The organism is Histidinibacterium lentulum (genome assembly GCF_003789055.1).
Taxonomy (GTDB): Bacteria; Pseudomonadota; Alphaproteobacteria; order Rhodobacterales; family Rhodobacteraceae; genus Oceanicola; species Oceanicola lentulus.
In genome coordinates this window covers 80,764-100,058 of record NZ_ML119087.1, presented here as the reverse complement: position 1 = coordinate 100,058, position 19,295 = coordinate 80,764, and the positions used below count along the sequence as shown (strand labels likewise).

Sequence of the window (19,295 nt, the reverse complement as noted above, 5' to 3'; positions counted from 1 at the left end):
GCGCCCGTCCTCTCGGTATCCGCCCGGAGTGGAAGTCAAGCTTCTTCAGGAATAGCGGGGCTGGTCGCCGGACGGCAAGGCCCAAGCTGCGCCCCGCCAGATTACAACCGCCGGACAGGCTGCTAGGGTACGCCGGGGACCGCCCCCTGACTCGCCGCTGGAGGATGCAGATGACCGCTAGGACCTTCGCCCCGCTGGCCGTTGCCTGCCTCCCCGGCGCCCTTGCGCTCGCAGGCGTCGCGCAGGCGCAGGTGCCGGACCCCGTGACCTGCCTGATCACCCCGGCCGAAACCGCCGATCTCGCTTTCGCCGTGGAGGGACTCGTGAGCGCGGTACATGTGTCGCGCGGCGATGTCGTGGCGGCGGGTGACGTGCTGGCGGAACTCGACGCCTCCGTCGAAACGGTCCGCCTCGAACTGGCGCAGGCCCGCGCCGCCGACCGGCATCGCATCGCCGCGGCAGAGGCGCGCCGGGACCACCTCGAGGCCCGGGCCGACCGCGCGACGCGCCTCGCCGCCAACCGCACGATGCCGGAGGCCGAGGCTGCCGAGGCGCGGATGGAAGCGACCGTCGCCGCCGAGGAGGTCGCGGCGGCGGAGGCCGAGCGGGCGCTCGCCGTCATCGAGGCCCGCGAGGCGGAGGCGCGGTTGCGGCAGAAGCAACTCGTCGCGCCGATGGCGGGCATCGTGACCGACCGGGCGCTCAGCGTGGGGGAGCGCCAGCAGGCGCAGGGCCCGGTGCTGACGCTCGCCCGCATCGACGCCCTGCGCGTGGAGGCCTTTCCCCCGATCTCCTATGTCGGCTCGGTCACCGTCGGCGACACGCTGACCGTCCTGCCGGAAGCTCCGGTGGACGGCGCCTATCCTGCCGTTGTCACCGTGGTCGATCAGGTCTTCGACGCGGCGACGGGCACCTTCGGGATCGTTCTCGAGATCGACAACTCCGACCTCTCGCTCCCCGCGGGCCTGCGCTGCGAGCTGGTCTTCGACCCGCCGTCCTGACCGGTGCGCCCTCCGGCCGGGACGCCGTTCGGCCGCGGGATGTCCACCGCCCCGCCCCCCGCCGGCAGCGCGCGCTCCGCCAGGTCCCGTTTGCAGTTTTAGGCGTCCCGCCCGCCGACCGCCTCAAGCCCTAGCGCCCCCCGAGGATCGCGTCGGGCCAGTCCGGCCAGGCGTCCTCGTCGGCGATCAGCTCCACCGCCACGTCTCCCGTGCGCAGGTCCATCCGCACGTCAGACGCATGGCCCAGATCGCCGCCGGAGTGGCCGGCGATGCCGTCCTCGATCTCGATCCCCATGCCGTAGCCCGATCCGAGAGGATCGGTCAGCATCAGCGCCACCATCTCCGCCGACAGAAGCCGCCCTTCGGAGAAGAGCGCCCGGTAGAAGCGCGCCACGTCCCGCGCCGGGGCGATGACACCGCCATCCCCGAACCCGGCGCCGGAGTAATAGTGCCGCAACACGGCCCGCTCGGGATGTCCGCGTGCGAAATCCTCCGGCAGCGCCCGCGTGCCGAAAACGAAGCTGCCCTGCATGTCGGCTGGCCGGAAGACCTCCGCCTCGAGGACCGCGCCATAGGACTCGCCGGTGACCCGCTCGAGGATCATCCCGAGCAACAGGTAGTTCGTGTTGGAATAGTCGAACCGCCGCCCCGGAGCGAACAAGCGATCCTCGTCCATGGCATAGGTCGCGGCCACGTCGGCGCGCTGGACCGACGCCTGATCTTCCAGCGCGTCTTCGATGTAATCGTCCGTGTAGAAGTCGGGCAGCCCGCTCGTCATCGTCAGCAGGTGGCCCAGAGTGATGCCGCCGAGCCCGCCGAAGCCCCGCACGATCGCATCGGGGAGCAGGTCGGCCGCGGGCGTCTCGACGCTGAACGCCCCCCGCTCCACCAGCCGGAGCACGGCGACGGCTGTGAAGGTCTTGCCCACGGAGGCCACGGCCATGGGCGTGTCGGGCGTGGTGCGGTCATCCGACGCCTCCACCAACTCGGCACTCCCGAGGATCGCGTAGCGGATAGCCCGGGGGTCCGCCTCCGCCCGATGCGACGCGACCGCCATGAGCATGGCAAGGGCAAGGACAGCGGCAAGGCGCGGAACGACGGCGGGCATGGACTCTCTCCGGAAGCGGGCGGCGTCATTGGCGGCGACGGACCGCGCCCTGTCAACGCGTGGTCAAGCGACCGGAAGCTCCAGCGTCGCCACGAGACCGGGGCCGGCGTCGGCGAGCGTGAGCCGCCCGCCTGCAGCTTCCGCGATGCCCGCGGCGATCGCGAGGCCGAGCCCGTGGCGCGCACGGCTCTCGTCGGCGCGGGCGAACCGGTCGGTCAGCGCTGTTCTGCGACTCTCGGGGATGCCCGGCCCGTCATCGACGACCGAGATCCGCGCCACCCTCTCCGCGACTTCGGCCACGAGCCCGACACGGTCGGTTCCGTAGCGGGCGGCGTTCTCGGCCAGCGCGCCCAGCGCCTCCGAGAGGTCGGCCTCGTCCAGCCGCACCGCGAGGTCCACGGGCACCTCGATCCGCCAGTCGAGTCCGGCACCTTCCGGCGTGCGCCGCAGGACCGAGACGATGCCTTCGGCCACGGATGCCACCGGAGTGCGCAGGTCCCGGGCCTGCGCAGCCGCGGCGCGGGCGCGCGCCAGTTCCCAGTCCACGATCCGGCGCATTGCGGCCGCGACCTCCTCGATCCCCTCCGCGGCGGCATCGTCGCCCGCGTCGCGCAACCGGTCCGCCTCGCCCATCAGCGCCTGGAGCGGCGTCTTCAGCCCGTGGGCGAGATCGGCGGCACGGGCTCGTGCGCGCCGCACCTCCTGCTCGCGTTCGTCGAGCAGGGCGTCGATCTCCGATGCCAGCGGCCGCACCTCCGACGGCCAGGCCCCGCCCATCCGCGCCACGGCCCCCGCCCGCAACGCCGCCACCTGCGAGCCCAGCGCCGAAAGCGGCCGCAGACCGACGGCCACCTGCGCCCCGGCCGCGAGGATGAGAAAGGCCGCCAGAACCGCCAGATACGGCATCATTCCCGCCGCGAAGGCATCCCGCGCCGCGGCGAGCTCGGCCGTGTCCATGGCCACGGCTTCCCTCAGGGACCCGCCGCCGAGTCGCTGCGGCACGGTCACGGCGCGTTCCATGACCAGGAGTTCGGTATCCTGCGGACCCGCGAGTCGGGACTTGCGGACCCCGCCATCCACCTGCGGGTCTTCGGACAGGGAGAGCGTCCAGTCCCAGAGCGACCGCGACCGGATCAGCCCGTCTGCGCTCTCGATCTGCCAGTAGAGGCCGCTGTAGGGCTGCCCGAACCGTGGATCGGCGGGGGGAGCCGAAATCACCAGCATCCCGTCGCTGCCCCTGTCCAGCCCGGCGAGCAGCTGGTCGAGATGGACCGTCAGTTCCGCTCCGGCCCGGCGCTCGACATGGGTGGCGAAGAGCGCCACCAGCGCGGTGCCGGCCAGGGCCAGCGCCAGAACCACCGCGACCGCTCCCGCCACCACGAGGCGCAGGCGCAGGGACAGCCCGCGCGGGGATCTCATCCGGCGCCGTCGAGCTGGTAGCCAAAGCCGCGCCGGGTCGCGATCACGCCCTGTCCCAGCTTGCGTCTGAGCCGCGCCACCAGCGCCTCGAGCGCGTTCGCCTCCCGCGCGTCGTCGCCGCCGTAAAGATGCTCGATCAGTTCGGTCGGCGGCACGGCGCGGTCCCGGTGCAGGACCAGGTAGGCCAGGAGCCGGTATTCGAGGGCTGTCACCGGGGTGGGAACCCCACGCACGGAGACGGTCATCCGGTTGGTGTCCAGCGTCAGAAGTCCCGCCTCCTGCAGCGCACCGCCGCGTCCCGCCGCGCGCCGCACGAGCGCCCGCGCCCGCGCCACGAGCTCCTCCATGCGAAAGGGCTTGGGCAGGTAATCGTCGGCCCCCGCCTCGATCCCGGCGACACGCTCCTGCCACGCACCCCGGGCGGTCAGGATCAGCACCGGCATGTCGCGCCCGTTGCCGCGCCAGCGCCGGAGCACGGTCAGACCGTCGAGATTGGGGAGCCCGATGTCGAGCACGACCAGCGCGTAATCCTCCGTATCGCCGAGGAACCACGCCTCCTCCCCGTCGCCGCAATGCTCGGCATGAAACCCCGCCGCGGTCAGGGCGGCGCAGAGGTCGGCGGCGATGCGCGGGTCGTCCTCGACGGCGAGCACCCTCATGTCAGTCGTCCCACTCGTCGTCGGCCTCGATCTCGAGGATCCGCCCGGTGGCGCCGTCGATCTCGATTTCCACGAGCCGCCCGCCCCGGGTCAGCAGTTCGACTTCGTAAATCCAGCGTCCGTCGTCGCGCTCCAGCTCCACCTCGATGATCCGACCCGGGACATGCGCCACCGCCACCGCGAGGATCTGGGCGAGCGGCAGGATCTCGCCGCGCTCGAGGGCTCCGCGGGCCCGGTCATGATCGCCGTCCGCGGCCGAGGCGACGGGCGCGAGCGCGAGGCCGAGCGCGGCGAGGAGGCCGGAAGCGAGGGGGGTGAGGCGGCGACACATGGTCCGCAGTGTCTATTCCCGATGGGCTGACAGCAAGCTGACAGGAGGCGTCAGTCCGACGTCAGGGCGACTCTGCGAAACAGCGGCCATCGGCGGCCATGGGGGCCGTCGTCCAGCCAGAGGATACCGACCATGATCCGGACCATTCTTGTCAGCACCGTCGCCGCAGCCGCGACCCTTGCCCTGTCCCTCGGCGCCGTCGCGGAGGCCGGCGCCGGAACCACCGCGGAGGCTCCCGTCGTCTCGAAAGGTGCCCTGTCCACCGGGGAGATCGCGACCCGGTTCGAGGCCCAGGGCTATGTCGTCCGCGAGATCGACAGGGAGCGCAGCCATTACGAGGTCTATCTGATCACCCCCGCGGGCCAGTGGATCGAGGCCTATGTCGACCCGGTGACCGGCGAGACCCGGCACTGGGAGTATGATGACGACCGCTACGACGACGATTAACTCCATCGTCACGGCGGCGACCGGTTCTGATCCGCGTCGCATCCGGAGGACCGGAGACGCTGTGGGGGCGGCTCCGGCGCTCTCGGGAGCCCCGCACCCCTGCGCTCCGCCCCGGCGGAGCGTACTGCTGTCGGGAACCAACTCGTCACGCAGACGTTAGATTGCGAACAACTCGCATTCTCGTTGACTTTTGCGATTGCCTCGCATTTATAGGACGAGCGCCGCCCGGGCCAGAAGACCCGGCGGCCCGTCATCAGGGAGACACCAGAAAGATGCCCGCACTGCCTTTCCGAAGACCGCTTCTCGCCGCCATGCTGAGCGTCCTGGCCCTTCTGCCCGCACAACGCGCCCTGGCCGAGGCCCCCGTGACCGTGGTCGCCACCACCGGCATGATCGCCGACGCCGCCCGCGAGGTCGGCGGAGACCTCGTCGAGGTCGAGGCGCTCATGGGCGCCGGCGTCGACCCCCATTCCTATCGCCAGACCCGCACCGACATCGTCGCCCTGTCGAACGCCGACCTCGTCCTCTGGCACGGTCTCTATCTCGAGGCGCAGCTCGAGGGTTTCCTCCTCGAACTCGGCGAGACAGTGCCTGTGGTCGCCGTTGCCGAAAGCCTGCCCGAGAACCTCCTGATCGGCAGCGAGGATTACGAGGGCCGGTTCGACCCCCATGTCTGGATGAATCCGAACCTGTGGTCGCGCGTGGTGCTGACCGTCCGCGACGCGCTGGTGGAAAGTCACCCCGAAGGCGAAGCCGTGTTCGACGCCAATGCCGAGGCCTATCTCGAGGAACTGGCCGCGCTGGCCCAGTACACCACCGCCGTTCTCTCCTCGGTCCCGGCAGAGAGCCGCGTGCTCGTGAGCGCCCATGACGCCTTCAACTACTTCGGCTCGGCCTACGGCTTCGAGGTCGTTGGCATCCAGGGCATCTCCACCGAGAGCGAGGCCGGTCTGAACCGCATCGCGGAGCTGGTCGACCTGCTGGTCGAGCGGAACATCGGCGCGGTCTTCGTGGAGACCTCGGTCTCCGACCGCAACATCCGCGCGCTCATCGAGGGCGCCGCGGCCCGGGGGCACGAGGTCGTCATCGGCGGGGAACTCTATTCCGACGCCATGGGCGAGCCCGGCACCTACGAGGGCACCTACATCGGCATGATCGACCACAATGCCACCATCATCGCCTCCGCCCTTGGCGGCGAGGCGCCGGAACGCGGCATGTCGGAGATGCTCAACTGATGGACGCAGCGACCCTCAGCCTTGCGACCGAGGCAGGTCGCCCCCCCCTCGCGGCCCCTGCAGCCCCGCCCGCGCTCGCGGTGCGGGGCCTCACCGTGTCCTACGGTCAGTCGCCAGCGGTGTTCTCCGTGGACGCGACCTTTCCCGCGGCCGCCATGAGCGCCATCGTCGGGCCGAACGGCGCGGGGAAGTCGACCTTCCTGAAGGCAGCGCTGGGAATCATCCCGCGCCTTTCCGGAGAGGCCACGGTCTTCGGTCGCCCCCTCGACGAGGCCCGCGACCGGATCGCCTATGTCCCCCAGCGCGCCAGCGTGGACTGGGACTTTCCCACCAGCGTGCTCGATGTGGTGCTGATGGGCCTCTACCGCCGCGTGGGCCTTCTGGGGCGCATCACCGGATCGCACCGCACCACCGCGCGCGACTGCCTCGTCCGGGTGGGCATGGCCGATTTCGCGGACCGCCAGATCGGGCAGCTGTCGGGCGGGCAGCAGCAGCGCGTCTTCCTCGCGCGGGCGCTGGCCCAGGACGCTGACCTCTACCTCCTCGACGAGCCCTTCGCCGGGGTGGACGCCGCAACCGAACGGGCGATCATCGACGTGCTGAAGGGGCTGCGCGGCGAGGGCCGTGCCGTGGTCGCGGTGCACCACGACCTCTCTACCGTGCGCAGCTATTTCGACCACGTCTTCCTGATCAACGTCCGCCGCATCGCCGAAGGCCCGGTGGCGACGACCTTTACCGCCGAGACGCTGCAACAGACCTACGGTGGACGTCTGGCCACTGGCCATGTCGCAGAACTGGCCGGGGGGATCGCGTGACATCCCTCTTCGACGCGCTTCTGCTGCAGTCGGGCTACAACGCGGCCCTCGTCGCCATCGGCGCGGCCCTCCTGGGCTTCGCCGGAGGCGCCGCGGGCACCTTCCTCTTTCTCAGAAAGCGCGCACTCGTGTCGGACGCCATGGCCCACGCCACCCTGCCGGGGGTCGGCCTCGCCTTCATCCTGATGGTCGCGCTGGGCGGCGACGGGCGCAGCCTGCCGATCCTGCTTGCGGGCTCCGCCGTCACCGCGATCCTCGGTCTTCTCGCCGTGGACTGGATCGTCCGCCACACCCGCCTGCCCGAGGATGCCGCCATCGGCGCCGTCCTCAGCGTCTTCTTCGGGATCGGCGTCGTCCTGCTGACCGTGGTGCAGACCATGAGCGCCGGACGCCAGGCCGGGCTTGAGGATTTCCTCCTCGGCGCGACCGCCGGGATGCTCTTTGCCGACGCGATGACCATCGCGACGGGCGGCGGCCTTGCGGTGCTGGCCGTCTGGCTCCTGCGCAGGCCGATGACGCTCGTGGCCTTCGACGCCGAATACGCCGCCTCCCTCGGCCTCGACACCCGCCGCATCGACCTTGCCATCATGGCGCTCGTCATGGCGGTCACCGTGGTGGGTCTGAAGATCGTGGGTCTCGTGATGATCGTGGCGCTCCTGATCATCCCACCGGTGATCGCGCGATTCTGGACCGACCGCAGCGGGCGGATGATCTGGGGCGCGGGTCTCGCGGGAGGCCTCTCGGGTTATCTGGGTGCCGCGATCTCCGCCTCGGCGCAGGACCTGCCTACCGGACCGATCATCGTGCTCGTGGCCTCCGCCCTCTTCTTCCTGTCGCTCCTTCTCGCCCCCGTGCGCGGGGTCCTGGCCGCCCTGATCCGCCACCTGCGGTTCCAGGCGCGGGTCCACCGCCGGCAGGGTCTCCTCGCCATCGCGCGCGGCGAGCCGATCCACGATCCGCTCACCCTTCGGGTCCTGCGCCGCGAGGGGCTGATCCGTCCCGACGGCGTGGCCACCGACGCGGGCCGCGGCGTCGCTGCCAAGATCGCCCGAGACGAGCGCCGCTGGGATATCGCCCGCGAGGTCCATCAGGACGCCGGCCTGACCGGGCGCTACGACGGGCTGACGCCCATCGAGGAGGTGTTCACCTCGGACGAGATCGCGCTTTTCGACAGGCATCTCGGCGCGCCCCGGCCGGTGAGAGGCTGAGATGGGCGCGGATTTCGTCCAGTTCAGCCTGACGCCGATCCTGATCGGGTCACTCGCCGCCATCGCCTGCGCTTTGCCGGGCAACTTCCTCCTGCTGCGCCGTCAGGCCCTGATCGGCGACGCCATCAGCCACGTCGTCCTGCCGGGCATCGTGGTCGCCTTCCTCGTCACCGGCACCCTCGCCGCCGTGCCGATGCTGCTGGGGGCCGCCGCCGCCGCCATCGTGGCGGTGGTCCTGATCGAGGCGATCAAGCGCCTCGGCCGGATCGAGCCCGGCGCCGCGATGGGCGTGTCCTTCACCTTCCTCTTCGCACTCGGGGTGCTGATCCTCGAACAGACCGACACCTCCTCGGTCCATATCGACGTGGAGCACGCGCTGATGGGCAATCTCGAATCGCTGATCTGGTTCCGGGCCGAGGGCTGGGGCTCGCTGTTCGACCCCGCCGCCCTCGCCGCCCTGCCCGAGGAGCTGATCCGCCTCGCCGTGGTGGCGCTGATCCTCTCGCTGCTCACCTGGCTCTTCTGGCGCCCGCTCAAGATCTCCACCTTCGATGAGGGCTTCGCCCGCGGGCTCGGCCTGCCGGTCGGCCTGATCGGCTTCGGCCTCGTGGTGACCGCCGCCGTGGCGGCCGTGGCGGCCTTCGACGCGGTGGGCTCGATCATCGTGATTGCCATGTTCATCTGCCCGCCCGCCGCGGCCCGGCTGATGACCAACGATCTCGCCACCCAGGTGGGCTGGAGCATTGTCTTCGCCGTTCTGTCGGCCGTGCTGGGCTATGTCCTTGCAGGCTACGGACCGCTGTGGCTCGGCGCCTCCAACGCCGTGAGTGCGGCGGGCATGATCGCTGCCGTCTCGGGCGTCATCCTGGCGCTGGCCTGCCTCTTCGGCCCCTGCCGCGCGCGGGTCGGGGTCGGGGCGGGCTGACCCGTCAGCCCTCCTCCACGAAGGCATCGACACGGCGCCGCCGCCCGAGGCTGAGCGCGTCCACCACATGGCAGAAGGGCGCAAGGTCCACGTCGCTCTCGCCCGCGTCCACAAGCCGGGCAAGATGCGCGTAGAGCCGCGCGTACTCCCCCGGGTCTTCGCCCTCGTCAGAAACCCTCGCACCGTCGATCGACAGGATCGTCGCCCCCTCGGACAGAAGGAGGGTTCCGTCGTCGGTCTCCGCCTCGATGTCCCAGACCTCTCCCCCGTCGTGCCGCCATGTCATGTAGGCCGTGACCTCCGCGCCGTCCGGATGGTGAAAGGCGAGCCGCGCCGTGATCGGGGTCTGACGGTTCTCGGGGATGTCGAGGTCGGAGGAGGTCACATGAATATCCTCCTGCAGGATCTCGGTCACCACGGAGAGTGCGTTGATGCCCGTGTCGAAGACGCCGAGCCCGCCCGGCTCCCAGACCCACTCCTGCCCGGGATGCCACTTGCGCACGTCCTCGCACCAGGTGACCGCCAGCCGCTTCAGCCTCTTTCCGGCCAGCCAGTCCCGGGCATCGGCCACCCGCGCGGCATGGCGCGTGTGCCAGGAGGCAAAGAGCGTCACGCCCCGTTCCCGCGCCTCGCGCTCCAGCGTGCCGCATTCGGCGAAGCTGGCCCCCGGCGGCTTCTCCAGCATGACGTGGCGGCCCGCCTCGAGGGCCGCTTTCGCGGCGGCAAAGCGGGGCCCCGGCGGCATGGTCAGCGAGATCACCTCGATATCGGGACGCGCGGCGAGCAGGGCATCGAGCGTCTTGTGGTTCTCGACCCCGTCGATCCCTCCCGAGCGCGAGACCGTCGCCGCAAGTTCCCAGTCATCCGACGCTGCGATGGACGGAATATGCTGGTCCCGGGCGATCTTGCCGATGCCGGCGAGGGCGATCCTGCGAGCCATCAGCGCGCCTCCTGAAGCATGACCGTCATTCAACTCTCTCCTTTGTCCGAGCGGCACCCGACATCGAACGATCGGGACCATCGGGACCCGGCCGGTCCCGACCATTCGCTCTCTGGACGTCCAACGCAGTGTGGGGTCTTCTGGGTCCGGACGACAAGGAGCGCCCCATGCCCGACAGCCAGGACCGTATTGCCCGCCGTATTGCCCAGGGCCGCGGCGACACGCCCGCCGACCTCGTCCTGCGTGGCGGCACCGTCTGGGACCTCGTCACCGGCGAGCACGTTCCGGGCGACGTTGCCATCTGCGGCGACACGATCGTCGGCATCGGCGCCGACTACGAGGGCAGCCAGGTGATCGACGTCTCGGGGCTCACGCTCGTGCCCGGCTTCATCGACACGCACCTGCATATCGAAAGCTCCATGGTCACGCCGCTCGAGTTCGACCGCTGCGTGACCCCGCGGGGGATCACCACGGCGATCTGCGATCCCCACGAGATCGCCAATGTGCTCGGCACGGACGGCATCCGCTACTTCCAGGAGGCGTCGCGCCTGACGCTCATGGACATCCGCGTGCAACTGCCCTCCTGCGTGCCGTCCTCGCCGATGGAGACCGCGGGGGCCGAGATCGCCGCCGGGGACCTTGCGCCGCTCATGGATCATCCCTCCGGGATCGGACTGGCGGAGTTCATGAACTTTCCCGGCGTGATCCACCGCGACCCGGGCTGCCTCGACAAGCTCGCGCTCTACGAGGGGCGGCATGTCGACGGCCATTGCCCGCTCCTGTCGGGGCGCGACCTCAACGCCTATGTGGCGGCGGGCATCCGCACCGAGCACGAGGCCACGTCCGCCGCCGAGGCGCGCAAGAAACTGCAGCGCGGGATGCGCGTGCTGATCCGCGAGGGATCGGTTTCGAAGGACCTCCACGCCCTCGCGCCGCTGCTGACGGAGCGGACCTCGGCCTACATCTGCCTCTGCACCGACGACCGGAACCCGCTCGACATCCACGAGCACGGGCACCTCGACTACATGATCCGCACCCTGATCGGTCTCGGCGTGCCGCCGCTCGCCGCCTATCGCGCGGCCTCGCTGTCCGGGGCGGAGGCCTTCGGGCTGAAGGACCGCGGTCTGGTCGCACCGGGCCGCCGCGCGGATATCGTGGCGCTCTCGTCGGTGGAGGATTGCCGCGTGGCCCGCGTCTTCTGCGCCGGCCGCGCGGTCGGCGCGGAGGCGTTCGCCGCCCGCGGCTCCATCGCGCCCATCGGCCGCCAATCCGTGAAGGCGCCGAAGGTCAGCGCCGAGAGCTTCCGCACGGCCGCCAACCGCGAGGAGACCGATGTCATCGGCATCCGCGAGGGCCAGATCCTGACCGACCACCTGACCGAAACCATCCCCATCGAGGACGGCGACAAACGCCCCGATCCCGCACGCGACCTCGTGCGGATCGCCGTGGTCGAACGGCACGGCAGGAACGGCAACATCGCCACAGGCTTCGTGAAAGGCTTCGGGCTCAAGGCGGGGGCGGTGGCGGGCACGGTCTGCCACGATCACCACAACATCGCCTGCGTCGGCGTCGATTATGCCGACATGGCACTGGCCGCCAACCGGCTGTCCGAGATCGAGGGCGGCTTCGTCGTGGCCCGGGACGGCCGGATCCTCGCGGAACTGGCCCTGCCCGTGGCAGGGCTGATGTCGCTCAGGCCCTTCGAAGAGGTGCGGGACGGCCTCGTGACCCTGCGGGCAGCTGCGCAATCGCTCGGCGTGACGCTGGAGGAGCCGTTCCTTCAGCTCGCCTTCCTCGCCCTGCCTGTGATCCCCGCTCTGAAGATCACCGACCGCGGGCTGGTCGACGTCACGCGGTTCGAGATCATCGGCTAGGGGCCTCTTGCCCGGCGGGTCCCCCCGGGGGCGTCCCGCCGGAGGGGCGCTGCCCCTCCGGACCTCCCCGGAGTATTTCCGGCCAGATGAGGAGGGGGCCGGGGCTCACCGGCGGCGGTGGCCCTCGTCCTCGTCCTCGTCGTCCTCGTCGTCGTCCCCGCCCTCGGGCAGGTTGAAGAGCGATGCCGCATCGGGAATGGCGCGGCTGCGCGCATCCTCCTCCTCGTCCTCGCCCCGGGGATCGTCGCTGCCGCCAAGGCTGAAGGTCTCGAGACCGGAGATCGCGGTCGGCAGCCGCGAACCGGGCTCCATGGAGAGCGACTGTTCGGTGGAGACGAGCTTGCGGCGCTCGTCATCCGTCATGAGCCCGCCCTCGCGCGCCTTCTTCTCGGCCGCCTTGGCGACCACCGCGTCGAGTTCCGTCTGCTTGCACAGACCCAGCGCGACCGGGTCGATCGGCTCCATCTGGTTGATGTTCCAGTGCGTGCGCTCGCGGATCGACTGGATCGTCGGCTTCGTCGTCCCCACCAGCTTCGAGATCTGCGCATCGGTCAGCTCGGGGTGGAACTTCACCAGCCACAGGATCGCGTTGGGCCGGTCCTGCCGCTTCGACAGGGGCGTGTAGCGCGGGCCGCGGCGCTTTTCCTCGCCCACGGCGGCGGGATTGAACTTCAGCTTGAGGCGGTGCGTCGGGTCCTTCTCCGCCTTGTCGATCTCGTCCTGGGTCAGCTGGTTGTTCGCCACGGGATCGAAGCCCTTGACGCCCGCGGCCACGTCGCCGTCGGCGATGCCCTGCACCTCGAGCTCGTGAAGCCCGACGAAATCGGCGATCTGCGCGAAGCTGATCGTCGTGTTGTCCACCAGCCAGACGGCGGTCGCCTTGGCCATGATCGGTCTGTCGGCCATCCGAAAAGCCTCCATCAAATGCATCCCCCGGCCCCGGGGAGGGGCGCGCCGCGGTCGCGGCGCCGGTTCTCGTTGTCGGGAAACCTGCCCGCTATATAGTCGCGCGGCCTGCAGGAGAAAACCCCGAATGCTCAGCCGTCTCGCGCTCCTCCTCACCTGCCTCGCAGGACCTGCCCGGGCCGACACGGCGGGCGTGTTCGACTATTATGTCCTGTCGCTGTCCTGGTCCGCGAACTGGTGCGCCCTCGAGGGCGACGCGCGGGGCTCTCCGCAATGCGATCCCGCGCGCGATCACGGCTGGATCCTGCACGGCCTCTGGCCGCAATACGAGACCGGATGGCCCGACTTCTGCCGGACTGCCGAACGCCCTCCCTCCCGCCGCGAGACGGAGGCAATGGCCGACATCATGGGCACCTCCGGCCTTGCCTGGCACCAGTGGGACAAGCACGGAACCTGCACGGGCCTCTCCGCGCAGCAGTACTTCATGCTGTCGCGCGAGGCCTATGGCCGCGTGGTCCGGCCGGACGTCTTCCATCGGCTGGAGGATCCGGTGCGCCTGCCCGCCGAGGTGGTCGAGGAGGCCTTCCTGCGCGACAACCCCGGCCTGACCCGCGACACGATCACCATCACCTGCCGCTCGGGCCATATCCAGGAGGCGCGCATCTGCTTCACGCGCGAGCTGGAGCCCCGCCGCTGCGGCGACGACGTGATCCGCGACTGCACGCTCGAGGACGCGCTCTTGCTTCCGATGCGCTGACCCGGATTCTATTCGGCCGGCGTGGCCGGGGCCGGAGGCGCCTCCAGCGCCGTGATCGCCCGCCAGACCAGGGCGCCGAGGGCCCCGCCCGCCAGCGGCGCCACCCAGAACAGCCAGAGTTGCGCCAGCGCCGGTCCGTCCGCGAAAAGGGCCACACCCGTCGAGCGGGCCGGGTTCACCGAGGTGTTGGTCACCGGAATCGAGATGAGGTGGATCAGGGTCAGCGCCAGCCCGATGGCGATGGGTGCGAATCCCGCCGGAGCCCCGGCAGAGGTCGCGCCCAGGATCACCACGAGGAACACCGCCGTCAGCACGATCTCGATCAGCAGCGCCGACATCATGCCGTAGCCTCCCGGCGAGGCCACGCCGTAGCCGTTGGAGGCGAAGCCGCCCGCACCCTCGAACCCCGCCTGACCCGCGACCACCGCCAGCAACACCGCACCGGCGGTCACGGCGCCCGCGACCTGCGCCGCCCAGTAGGCCGGCAGCGACCCCTCGAAGCGCCCGGCGAGCTTCAGCCCCAGCGTCACCGCGGGGTTGAAGTGCCCGCCCGAGACGTGACCCACGGCATAGGCCATGCAGAGCACGGTAAGCCCGAAGGCGAGGCTGACGCCGAGCCAGCCGATCCCCACATCCGGCACTCCCGCGGCCAGAACCGCCGCGCCGCATCCGCCGAACACGAGAACGAAAGTGCCCAGAAACTCCGCGATCAACGCTTTCTGCGCGGTCTGCATCCCCGAAACCTCCCTGCCAAGGCGCGACTCATCCGCGCCTTCCCTGTTGGCGAGAGCTTAAGCTGACCAAGGGTCATCCTGGCAACGGGATTCGCTCAGCCGGAGCCGACCTCGAGGACGATCTTGCCGATATGGGCCGAGCTCTCCATCCGGGCGTGCGCCGCCGCGGCCTCCTCCAGCGGAAAGGCCCGGTCCATGACCGGCGCCACGCGCCCGGCGGCGAGAAGCGGCCAGACCTCGGCGCGCAGGGCCGCCGCGATCCGCGCCTTGGCGAGGTCGGACTGCGGGCGCAGGGTGGAGCCGGTCAGCGTCAGCCGCCGCGTCATCACCTGCACGAGATTGAGCTCCACCTTCGGCCCCTGCAGGAAGGCGATCTGCACCAGCCGCCCGTCATCGGCCAGCGCCTTGATGTTGCGCGGAATATACTCCCCGCCCACCATGTCGAGGATCAGGTCCGCCCCGCCTTCGCCGCGCAACACCTCCACGAAATCCGCCTCGCGGTAGTTGATCGCCCGCTCCGCGCCCAGCCTCTCGCAGGCCGCGCATTTCTCCGCCGAGCCGGCCGTGGCAAAGACCCGCGCGCCCGCGACCCGGGCAAGCTGGATCGCCGTCGTGCCGATGCCCGACGACCCGCCATGGACGAGAAACCTCTCCCCCGCCCGCAAACCACCCCTCTGAAAGACGTTCGACCAGACCGTGAAATACGTCTCCGGCAGGCAGGCCGCCTCCTTCAGGCCCATCGTCCCGGGCACCGGCAGACAATGGGCCGCAGGCGTCAGCGCGTAGTCCGCATAGCCGCCGCCAGGCAGCAGCGCGCAGACCCTGTCCCCCTCGGAAAGCCCCCTGACCCCGGGCCCCACCGCCGCGATCTCGCCCGCCGCCTCCAGCCCCGGCAGATCCGAAGCGCCCCTGGGCGGCGCATAGAGCCCGGCACGCTGCAGCGCGTCGGGCCGGTTCACCCCGGCCCATGCCACGCGGATCAGCACCTCGCCATGGCCTGGCACGGGCACCGCGCGGCGGGCGAGCCGCAGCACCTCCGGCCCGCCGGGGGCGGATATCTCGACGACGCGCATCTCGCTCATTGGGGTCTCCTCGGCCTGTTCCGGCGCAATGAAACACCGAGGCGCGGCGAGGGAAAGCCGTCAGCCCCGCGGCAGGGTCCAGCTGCCGGGCAGGTCGGCGGGGGGAGTCCGGCGCGGCGGCCGGACCATGGCGCCCAGCCTGTCCAGCGGCGCCAGGAACGGCTTGAGCATCCGGTTCCCGTTCACCTGCGCCTTCACCTTCTCCACCTGCATCACGTTGTCGATCCGCCGATCGATGAAGGCGTCGGTCGCCTGATGCTCGAGACTGTCGTCGCCCAGCCAGTAGAGCACGGTCGCGGCATAGACCCCCGAGAGCGTGGCCCGCTTCGTATACCAGTTGATGTCCTCGGACCCGTCGCCCAGAGCAGACCAGATCGCGTCCGCCGTGCCCCAGATCAGCCGGGCTCCCTCCGCGGCGTGGATCGGCAGCGCGAAAAGCGCGGAGCCGCGCCGCACCGCCTCCCGGTCCCCTGCCACGTCGAGCCTGAGCCGGATCGCCCGCGCGATCCGGTCCCGCATCCGCATGTCGGCCACCGGCTCGGCATGGAGCGCCTCGACCATGCGCCGGTCGCCCCGCCGGTGGAACGCGACCGCAAGGTCCAGCGCCCCGCGCGGCGCCAGGGCACGGGCCTCCGCCATATCCATGTCGAGATCCGCCGCCGCCGCACGGAACGCGGTCTCCGACCAGCCGTCAAAGGCGACGTGGGGCAGGATCGCATCGATCAGGGCGTCGGTGCGGGGGGCTTGGGTGGTCATGGGAACCTCCGGAGGTGGCGCAGGGTTGGACCTCTGGACAAGCCAGGGGGCCTTTGCTATGTGGCCACCTCCTGCAAGATCTTGCAACCCAACCCAGAAAGGTGGTGACACCCGCATGCAGGTCAGTGTTCGCGACAACAATGTCGACCAGGCGCTTCGGGCTTTGAAGAAAAAGCTTCAGCGCGAGGGCGTGTTCCGTGAAATGAAGCTCAAGCAGCATTTCGAGAAGCCCTCCGAGAAGAAGGCCCGCGAAAAGGCCGAGGCCATCCGCCGCCAGCGCAAGCTCGCCCGGAAGAAGGCCCAGCGCGAAGGTCTTCTCTAGAAGACCCTGGCAGAACACTTTGGTGTTTGGCGACCCCCGCGGCCCTGCCCGGGGGTTTGTCGTTTCCGGGGCCCGCAAAGGCGCCTGGATCTCGGGCCCGCATCCTGCCGGCCCCGTTTCCCTAGTCCGCCATGTCGAGGAACCGACCGAAGGCCTCGCCATACCGGACAGGGTCCTCGGCATGGGTCTGCAGGTGCTCGGCCGCGCCGATCACCGACACCGTGGGCCCCTCCCGCGCAGCCAGCAGCCGCTCCGTCGACCCGAGCGGGACGATGCTGTCCCCCGCTCCGTGCGCGATGAAGAGCGGTCCGTCGAAACCGGCGAAGACCTCCGTGACCCGCGCCCTGTGCAGAGGCCGCGGCCCGGCCACGGCCATCACCACCAGACCCGCCCGCGCCGCCACCGCCGGCAGGGGCACACCGATCCTCCCTGAGAGATGGGCAAGGACAGCCCGCGAATCCACCGCCGGGCTGTCGAGCGCCACCGCCTCCACAGCGGCCGCCCGCGGGCTCTGACGCAGGAACTGGCCGAGGATCGCGCCGCCCATGCTTTCCGCGACGACGAGCAGATCGGGATGGCCCCTCTCGCCCATCCAGCCCACCGCGGCCTCCAGGTCGGGCCATTCCGACAGACCGAACCCGTAGGTGCCCGCCGGGTCGGCGGGCGCGCCGGGATCGTTGCGATAGGACATGAGGAGCACGTCATAGCCGGCTGCGTGCAGCAGGCTCAGGTGCCTGTACCCGTCCTCCCGCGCCCCGGCGATGCCATGAACATAGATCGCCCCGAGCCGGGATCCCTCGCCTGACGCAGGCACGAACCAGCCCTCCGCGGCACCGAGCTCCGTCTCGATCCGCACCGCGTCGAATTCGAGACCCAGCGCCGTTCCGGGATCGCCCCGGTATCCGAGCGCGAGGGGATCGTCCGGCGGCGGCTCTTCCGCCAGCGCCGCGGCCAGGGGTCCCACGGTCAGCAGGCCCGCGGCCATCCGCTGAACGATGATCCCCGACCCGACGAGGTAGAGCAGGACGACGGCGAGACCGAGGGCCGCGAGGATTCGGGCTCCCCGTGCCATCCCGCGATCAGCTCTTCGGCACGGGCCGCGCGTCCACCAGTTTGACCGCCTGATAGGTGAACGGATCGTCGACGATCTCCAACGTCCCGGTCAGCGTCATCTCCGTCCCCTCCGGCAGGTCCGGCATCGGGTCCGAGGCGAAGACCTCGAGGAGGATGCCGATGCCCGACGATCCGCAGAACGGGCAGTTCTCCGGATCGGGAACCAGCAGGAAGTTGGTGACGTAGGCCTGCGCTTCGATCGGAACGTAATAGCCGCTCACGGTGAAGGGCGCCTTCGCCGCCTCCACAAGCGGGGGCGGGAGGGTCTTCTCCACCCGCCAGTCGTTGCCTTCGATGACTTCCCGGTATTCGACGCCCGCGATCAGCGTCCACGGGTCATCGCCTGCCCGCGCCTCAGTGAGAGTGACCAGCGTGAGAATGCTGCCGAGCATCGGCAGCTTCCACCTCGACCGCGATCTCCACATGCCCGATCTCCGCGAATTCGACCTCGATCTCAACCGTGTCCCCCTCCTGAAGCGGCGCGGCGAGATCCTCGACCAGAACATAGACCGTATCGGGCGTGAGGTCGAACGTCGTCCCGGCCGCGATTTCCATTTCCTCGAGCGGTACGGTCCCGCCATCGACGGAAATCGGCGCACCCACGAGCCGCGCGGCGCCGGCCCAGTCCGCCTCGGCGCCCGTCAGCACCACGGTGTCATCGCGCGTGTTCTCGATCTCCATGAAGACCTGCGCCTCGGGCCCGTCGCTCGCGCGGGCCCAGCCATGGATGATCCGCAGCCCCTCCGCTTCCGTCAGGTGGTCGTCCGTGTCGTGGTCGTGATCATGGTCGTGGCTGTCGTCCGCAAAGGCGGCCAGCGGCAGGAGCGTGAGGGCAAGGATCGGCAGAAGGCGCATGAGAAATCTCCGGATGTGAACGAACCGGGCCGGCCCGGCTCCGACAGCCGTGTAACATTATAACATTGCCACTCCATGACAAGCGCTCTCATTCCACGATCGATGTCAGGATGGTCACCGGCACCAGCGCGGCGAGCCCCATCATCCCCGCCCCCAGAACGACGAAAAGCCCGTCCCGCGACAGAAAGCTGACCGCGAAGAACAGCGTCGCCATCCCGAGGATCGACGATGAGAACGGCACCAGTTCCAGAAACGGCATCGCGAGGCCGGACAGCATCGCGAGGGTCCTGGGCAGCAGCACCCCCGGACCACGGGTCAGCACGGTCAGCCTGTCCCGGCTGTTGCGGTCGAGCCACCGTGCGAGCCGCCGGATCCGGCTCATCGCCGCGGCGAGATGCGCGCCGCGGATCCGCCGCTCCATCAGCATCCCTGGCAACCACAGATGCGTCCGCGCCATCAGCATCTGCAACGCCACCAGAGCGATGGTCAGCCCGCAGATCGACGAGAACACCGGGATGCCCGACAGGGGCGAGACCACGAGGATCGCCGGCACCATCAGCGCGGGTACGAAGGAGGCGGTGCCGAAGGCCTCGATCAGCTCCCGCAGCGTGAGCACGTCCTTGACGGCGATTGAGGCCAGCCGGTCCACCACGTCCTGGACCGGATGCGGCGCCTCGTTCTCGTCGGACATGTTGCTCTGGCTCCCCGGTCCCTGCCGGCTAGATGCGCCGCGCTGCCGGGAATATCAACGTTGCGTCACCGGCACCGGCGCGGTCCCGCTGTTGCCACCGGCCGGTCGGCCGCTAGG

The 19,295-nt window shown here is 70.1% G+C and carries 22 protein-coding genes; 9 read left to right on the top strand and 13 right to left on the bottom strand.

The features are described 5' to 3' along the window. Window positions 1-170: 170 nt before the first annotated feature. Window positions 171-1,001: an efflux RND transporter periplasmic adaptor subunit gene (locus EAT49_RS14525; protein ID WP_185020768.1), complete on the top strand. Its 831-nt coding sequence runs from the start codon at window positions 171-173 to the stop codon at window positions 999-1,001. A 130-nt stretch (window positions 1,002-1,131) separates the two neighbouring features. Here the strand turns inward: EAT49_RS14525 and EAT49_RS14520 are convergent, their stop codons facing one another. The 4 genes from EAT49_RS14520 to EAT49_RS14505 form a co-directional block, all read right to left on the bottom strand. Beyond that, window positions 1,132-2,109: a serine hydrolase domain-containing protein gene (locus tag EAT49_RS14520; RefSeq protein ID WP_123643022.1), complete on the bottom strand. Its 978-nt coding sequence runs from the start codon at window positions 2,107-2,109 to the stop codon at window positions 1,132-1,134. 63 nt (window positions 2,110-2,172) lie between these two features. Then, on the bottom strand, window positions 2,173-3,528 hold the full coding sequence (locus EAT49_RS14515) for a sensor histidine kinase (RefSeq protein WP_123643021.1): 1,356 nt from the start codon (window positions 3,526-3,528) through the stop codon (window positions 2,173-2,175). Next, complete coding sequence (locus tag EAT49_RS14510; RefSeq protein WP_123643020.1) at window positions 3,525-4,187, bottom strand: response regulator transcription factor; 663 nt, start codon at window positions 4,185-4,187, stop codon at window positions 3,525-3,527. Before EAT49_RS14510 ends, EAT49_RS14515 begins: the two co-directional genes overlap by 4 nt. Before the next feature lies 1 nt (window position 4,188). Then, a complete protein-coding gene (locus EAT49_RS14505) occupies window positions 4,189-4,518 on the bottom strand; it encodes a PepSY domain-containing protein (RefSeq protein WP_123643019.1) in 330 nt (109 codons plus the stop codon). Window positions 4,519-4,650: 132 nt separating this feature from the next. Between EAT49_RS14505 and EAT49_RS14500 the strand changes: the two genes are divergently transcribed. The 5 genes from EAT49_RS14500 to EAT49_RS14480 all read left to right on the top strand — a co-directional run bounded on the left by EAT49_RS14500 (window position 4,651) and on the right by EAT49_RS14480 (window position 9,148). Next, complete coding sequence (locus EAT49_RS14500) at window positions 4,651-4,965, top strand: PepSY domain-containing protein (protein ID WP_123643018.1); 315 nt, start codon at window positions 4,651-4,653, stop codon at window positions 4,963-4,965. A gap of 272 nt (window positions 4,966-5,237) precedes the next feature. Further along, complete coding sequence (locus EAT49_RS14495) at window positions 5,238-6,200, top strand: metal ABC transporter solute-binding protein, Zn/Mn family (RefSeq protein ID WP_123643017.1); 963 nt, start codon at window positions 5,238-5,240, stop codon at window positions 6,198-6,200. Continuing rightward, window positions 6,200-7,015 (top strand): metal ABC transporter ATP-binding protein, encoded by an 816-nt coding sequence (locus tag EAT49_RS14490; protein ID WP_123643016.1) that lies wholly within the window; start codon window positions 6,200-6,202, stop codon window positions 7,013-7,015. The genes EAT49_RS14495 and EAT49_RS14490 overlap by 1 nt, the downstream gene beginning before the upstream one ends. After that, the gene (locus EAT49_RS14485; protein WP_123643015.1) at window positions 7,012-8,223 is read left to right on the top strand and encodes a metal ABC transporter permease; all 1,212 of its coding nucleotides are present in this window, start codon (window positions 7,012-7,014) and stop codon (window positions 8,221-8,223) included. The genes EAT49_RS14490 and EAT49_RS14485 overlap by 4 nt, the downstream gene beginning before the upstream one ends. Window position 8,224: 1 nt before the next feature. Next, window positions 8,225-9,148, top strand: coding sequence for a metal ABC transporter permease (locus EAT49_RS14480; RefSeq protein ID WP_123643014.1), 924 nt, complete (start codon window positions 8,225-8,227; stop codon window positions 9,146-9,148). A 4-nt stretch (window positions 9,149-9,152) separates the two neighbouring features. Here the strand turns inward: EAT49_RS14480 and EAT49_RS14475 are convergent, their stop codons facing one another. Then, window positions 9,153-10,088 carry a Gfo/Idh/MocA family protein gene (locus EAT49_RS14475; protein WP_123643013.1) on the bottom strand — a complete coding sequence of 312 codons (936 nt, stop codon included), beginning with the start codon at window positions 10,086-10,088 and terminating at the stop codon, window positions 9,153-9,155. Window positions 10,089-10,255: 167 nt separating this feature from the next. Here EAT49_RS14475 and ade point away from each other — a divergent pair, with 167 nt between their 5' ends. Further along, window positions 10,256-11,962 carry an adenine deaminase gene (gene ade, locus EAT49_RS14470; protein WP_123643012.1) on the top strand — a complete coding sequence of 569 codons (1,707 nt, stop codon included), beginning with the start codon at window positions 10,256-10,258 and terminating at the stop codon, window positions 11,960-11,962. A 105-nt stretch (window positions 11,963-12,067) separates the two neighbouring features. Here ade and EAT49_RS14465 read toward each other — a convergent pair whose 3' ends face one another. Next, window positions 12,068-12,868, bottom strand: a complete 801-nt coding sequence (locus EAT49_RS14465; protein ID WP_123643011.1) for a DUF1013 domain-containing protein — start codon at window positions 12,866-12,868, stop codon at window positions 12,068-12,070. A 127-nt stretch (window positions 12,869-12,995) separates the two neighbouring features. On the opposite strand from EAT49_RS14465, the gene EAT49_RS14460 reads away from it, so the two are divergent. Next, window positions 12,996-13,625, top strand: coding sequence for a ribonuclease T2 family protein (locus EAT49_RS14460; protein ID WP_123643010.1), 630 nt, complete (start codon window positions 12,996-12,998; stop codon window positions 13,623-13,625). An 8-nt stretch (window positions 13,626-13,633) separates the two neighbouring features. Here EAT49_RS14460 and aqpZ read toward each other — a convergent pair whose 3' ends face one another. The 3 genes from aqpZ to EAT49_RS14445 form a co-directional block, all read right to left on the bottom strand. Beyond that, window positions 13,634-14,359 (bottom strand): aquaporin Z, encoded by a 726-nt coding sequence (gene aqpZ, locus EAT49_RS14455; protein ID WP_123643009.1) that lies wholly within the window; start codon window positions 14,357-14,359, stop codon window positions 13,634-13,636. 95 nt (window positions 14,360-14,454) lie between these two features. Beyond that, window positions 14,455-15,441 (bottom strand): NAD(P)H-quinone oxidoreductase, encoded by a 987-nt coding sequence (locus EAT49_RS14450; RefSeq protein ID WP_123643008.1) that lies wholly within the window; start codon window positions 15,439-15,441, stop codon window positions 14,455-14,457. Window positions 15,442-15,501: 60 nt separating this feature from the next. Next, entirely contained in the window at window positions 15,502-16,197 is a 696-nt protein-coding gene (locus EAT49_RS14445) for a COQ9 family protein (RefSeq protein WP_123643007.1), read from the bottom strand. Between the two features lie 115 nt (window positions 16,198-16,312). Here EAT49_RS14445 and rpsU point away from each other — a divergent pair, with 115 nt between their 5' ends. Further along, window positions 16,313-16,519, top strand: coding sequence for a 30S ribosomal protein S21 (gene rpsU, locus EAT49_RS14440; protein WP_007255353.1), 207 nt, complete (start codon window positions 16,313-16,315; stop codon window positions 16,517-16,519). A gap of 121 nt (window positions 16,520-16,640) precedes the next feature. On the opposite strand, the gene EAT49_RS14435 is transcribed toward rpsU, so the two are convergent. The 4 genes from EAT49_RS14435 to EAT49_RS14420 all read right to left on the bottom strand — a co-directional run bounded on the left by EAT49_RS14435 (window position 16,641) and on the right by EAT49_RS14420 (window position 19,178). Continuing rightward, window positions 16,641-17,591 (bottom strand): alpha/beta hydrolase, encoded by a 951-nt coding sequence (locus tag EAT49_RS14435; RefSeq protein ID WP_123643006.1) that lies wholly within the window; start codon window positions 17,589-17,591, stop codon window positions 16,641-16,643. 7 nt (window positions 17,592-17,598) lie between these two features. After that, window positions 17,599-18,024, bottom strand: coding sequence for a hypothetical protein (locus EAT49_RS14430; protein ID WP_123643005.1), 426 nt, complete (start codon window positions 18,022-18,024; stop codon window positions 17,599-17,601). After that, window positions 17,987-18,487 carry a copper chaperone PCu(A)C gene (locus EAT49_RS14425; protein WP_123643004.1) on the bottom strand — a complete coding sequence of 167 codons (501 nt, stop codon included), beginning with the start codon at window positions 18,485-18,487 and terminating at the stop codon, window positions 17,987-17,989. Before EAT49_RS14425 ends, EAT49_RS14430 begins: the two co-directional genes overlap by 38 nt. Window positions 18,488-18,575: 88 nt before the next feature. Then, the gene (locus EAT49_RS14420; RefSeq protein WP_123643003.1) at window positions 18,576-19,178 is read right to left on the bottom strand and encodes an exopolysaccharide biosynthesis protein; all 603 of its coding nucleotides are present in this window, start codon (window positions 19,176-19,178) and stop codon (window positions 18,576-18,578) included. Window positions 19,179-19,295 lie beyond the last annotated feature (117 nt).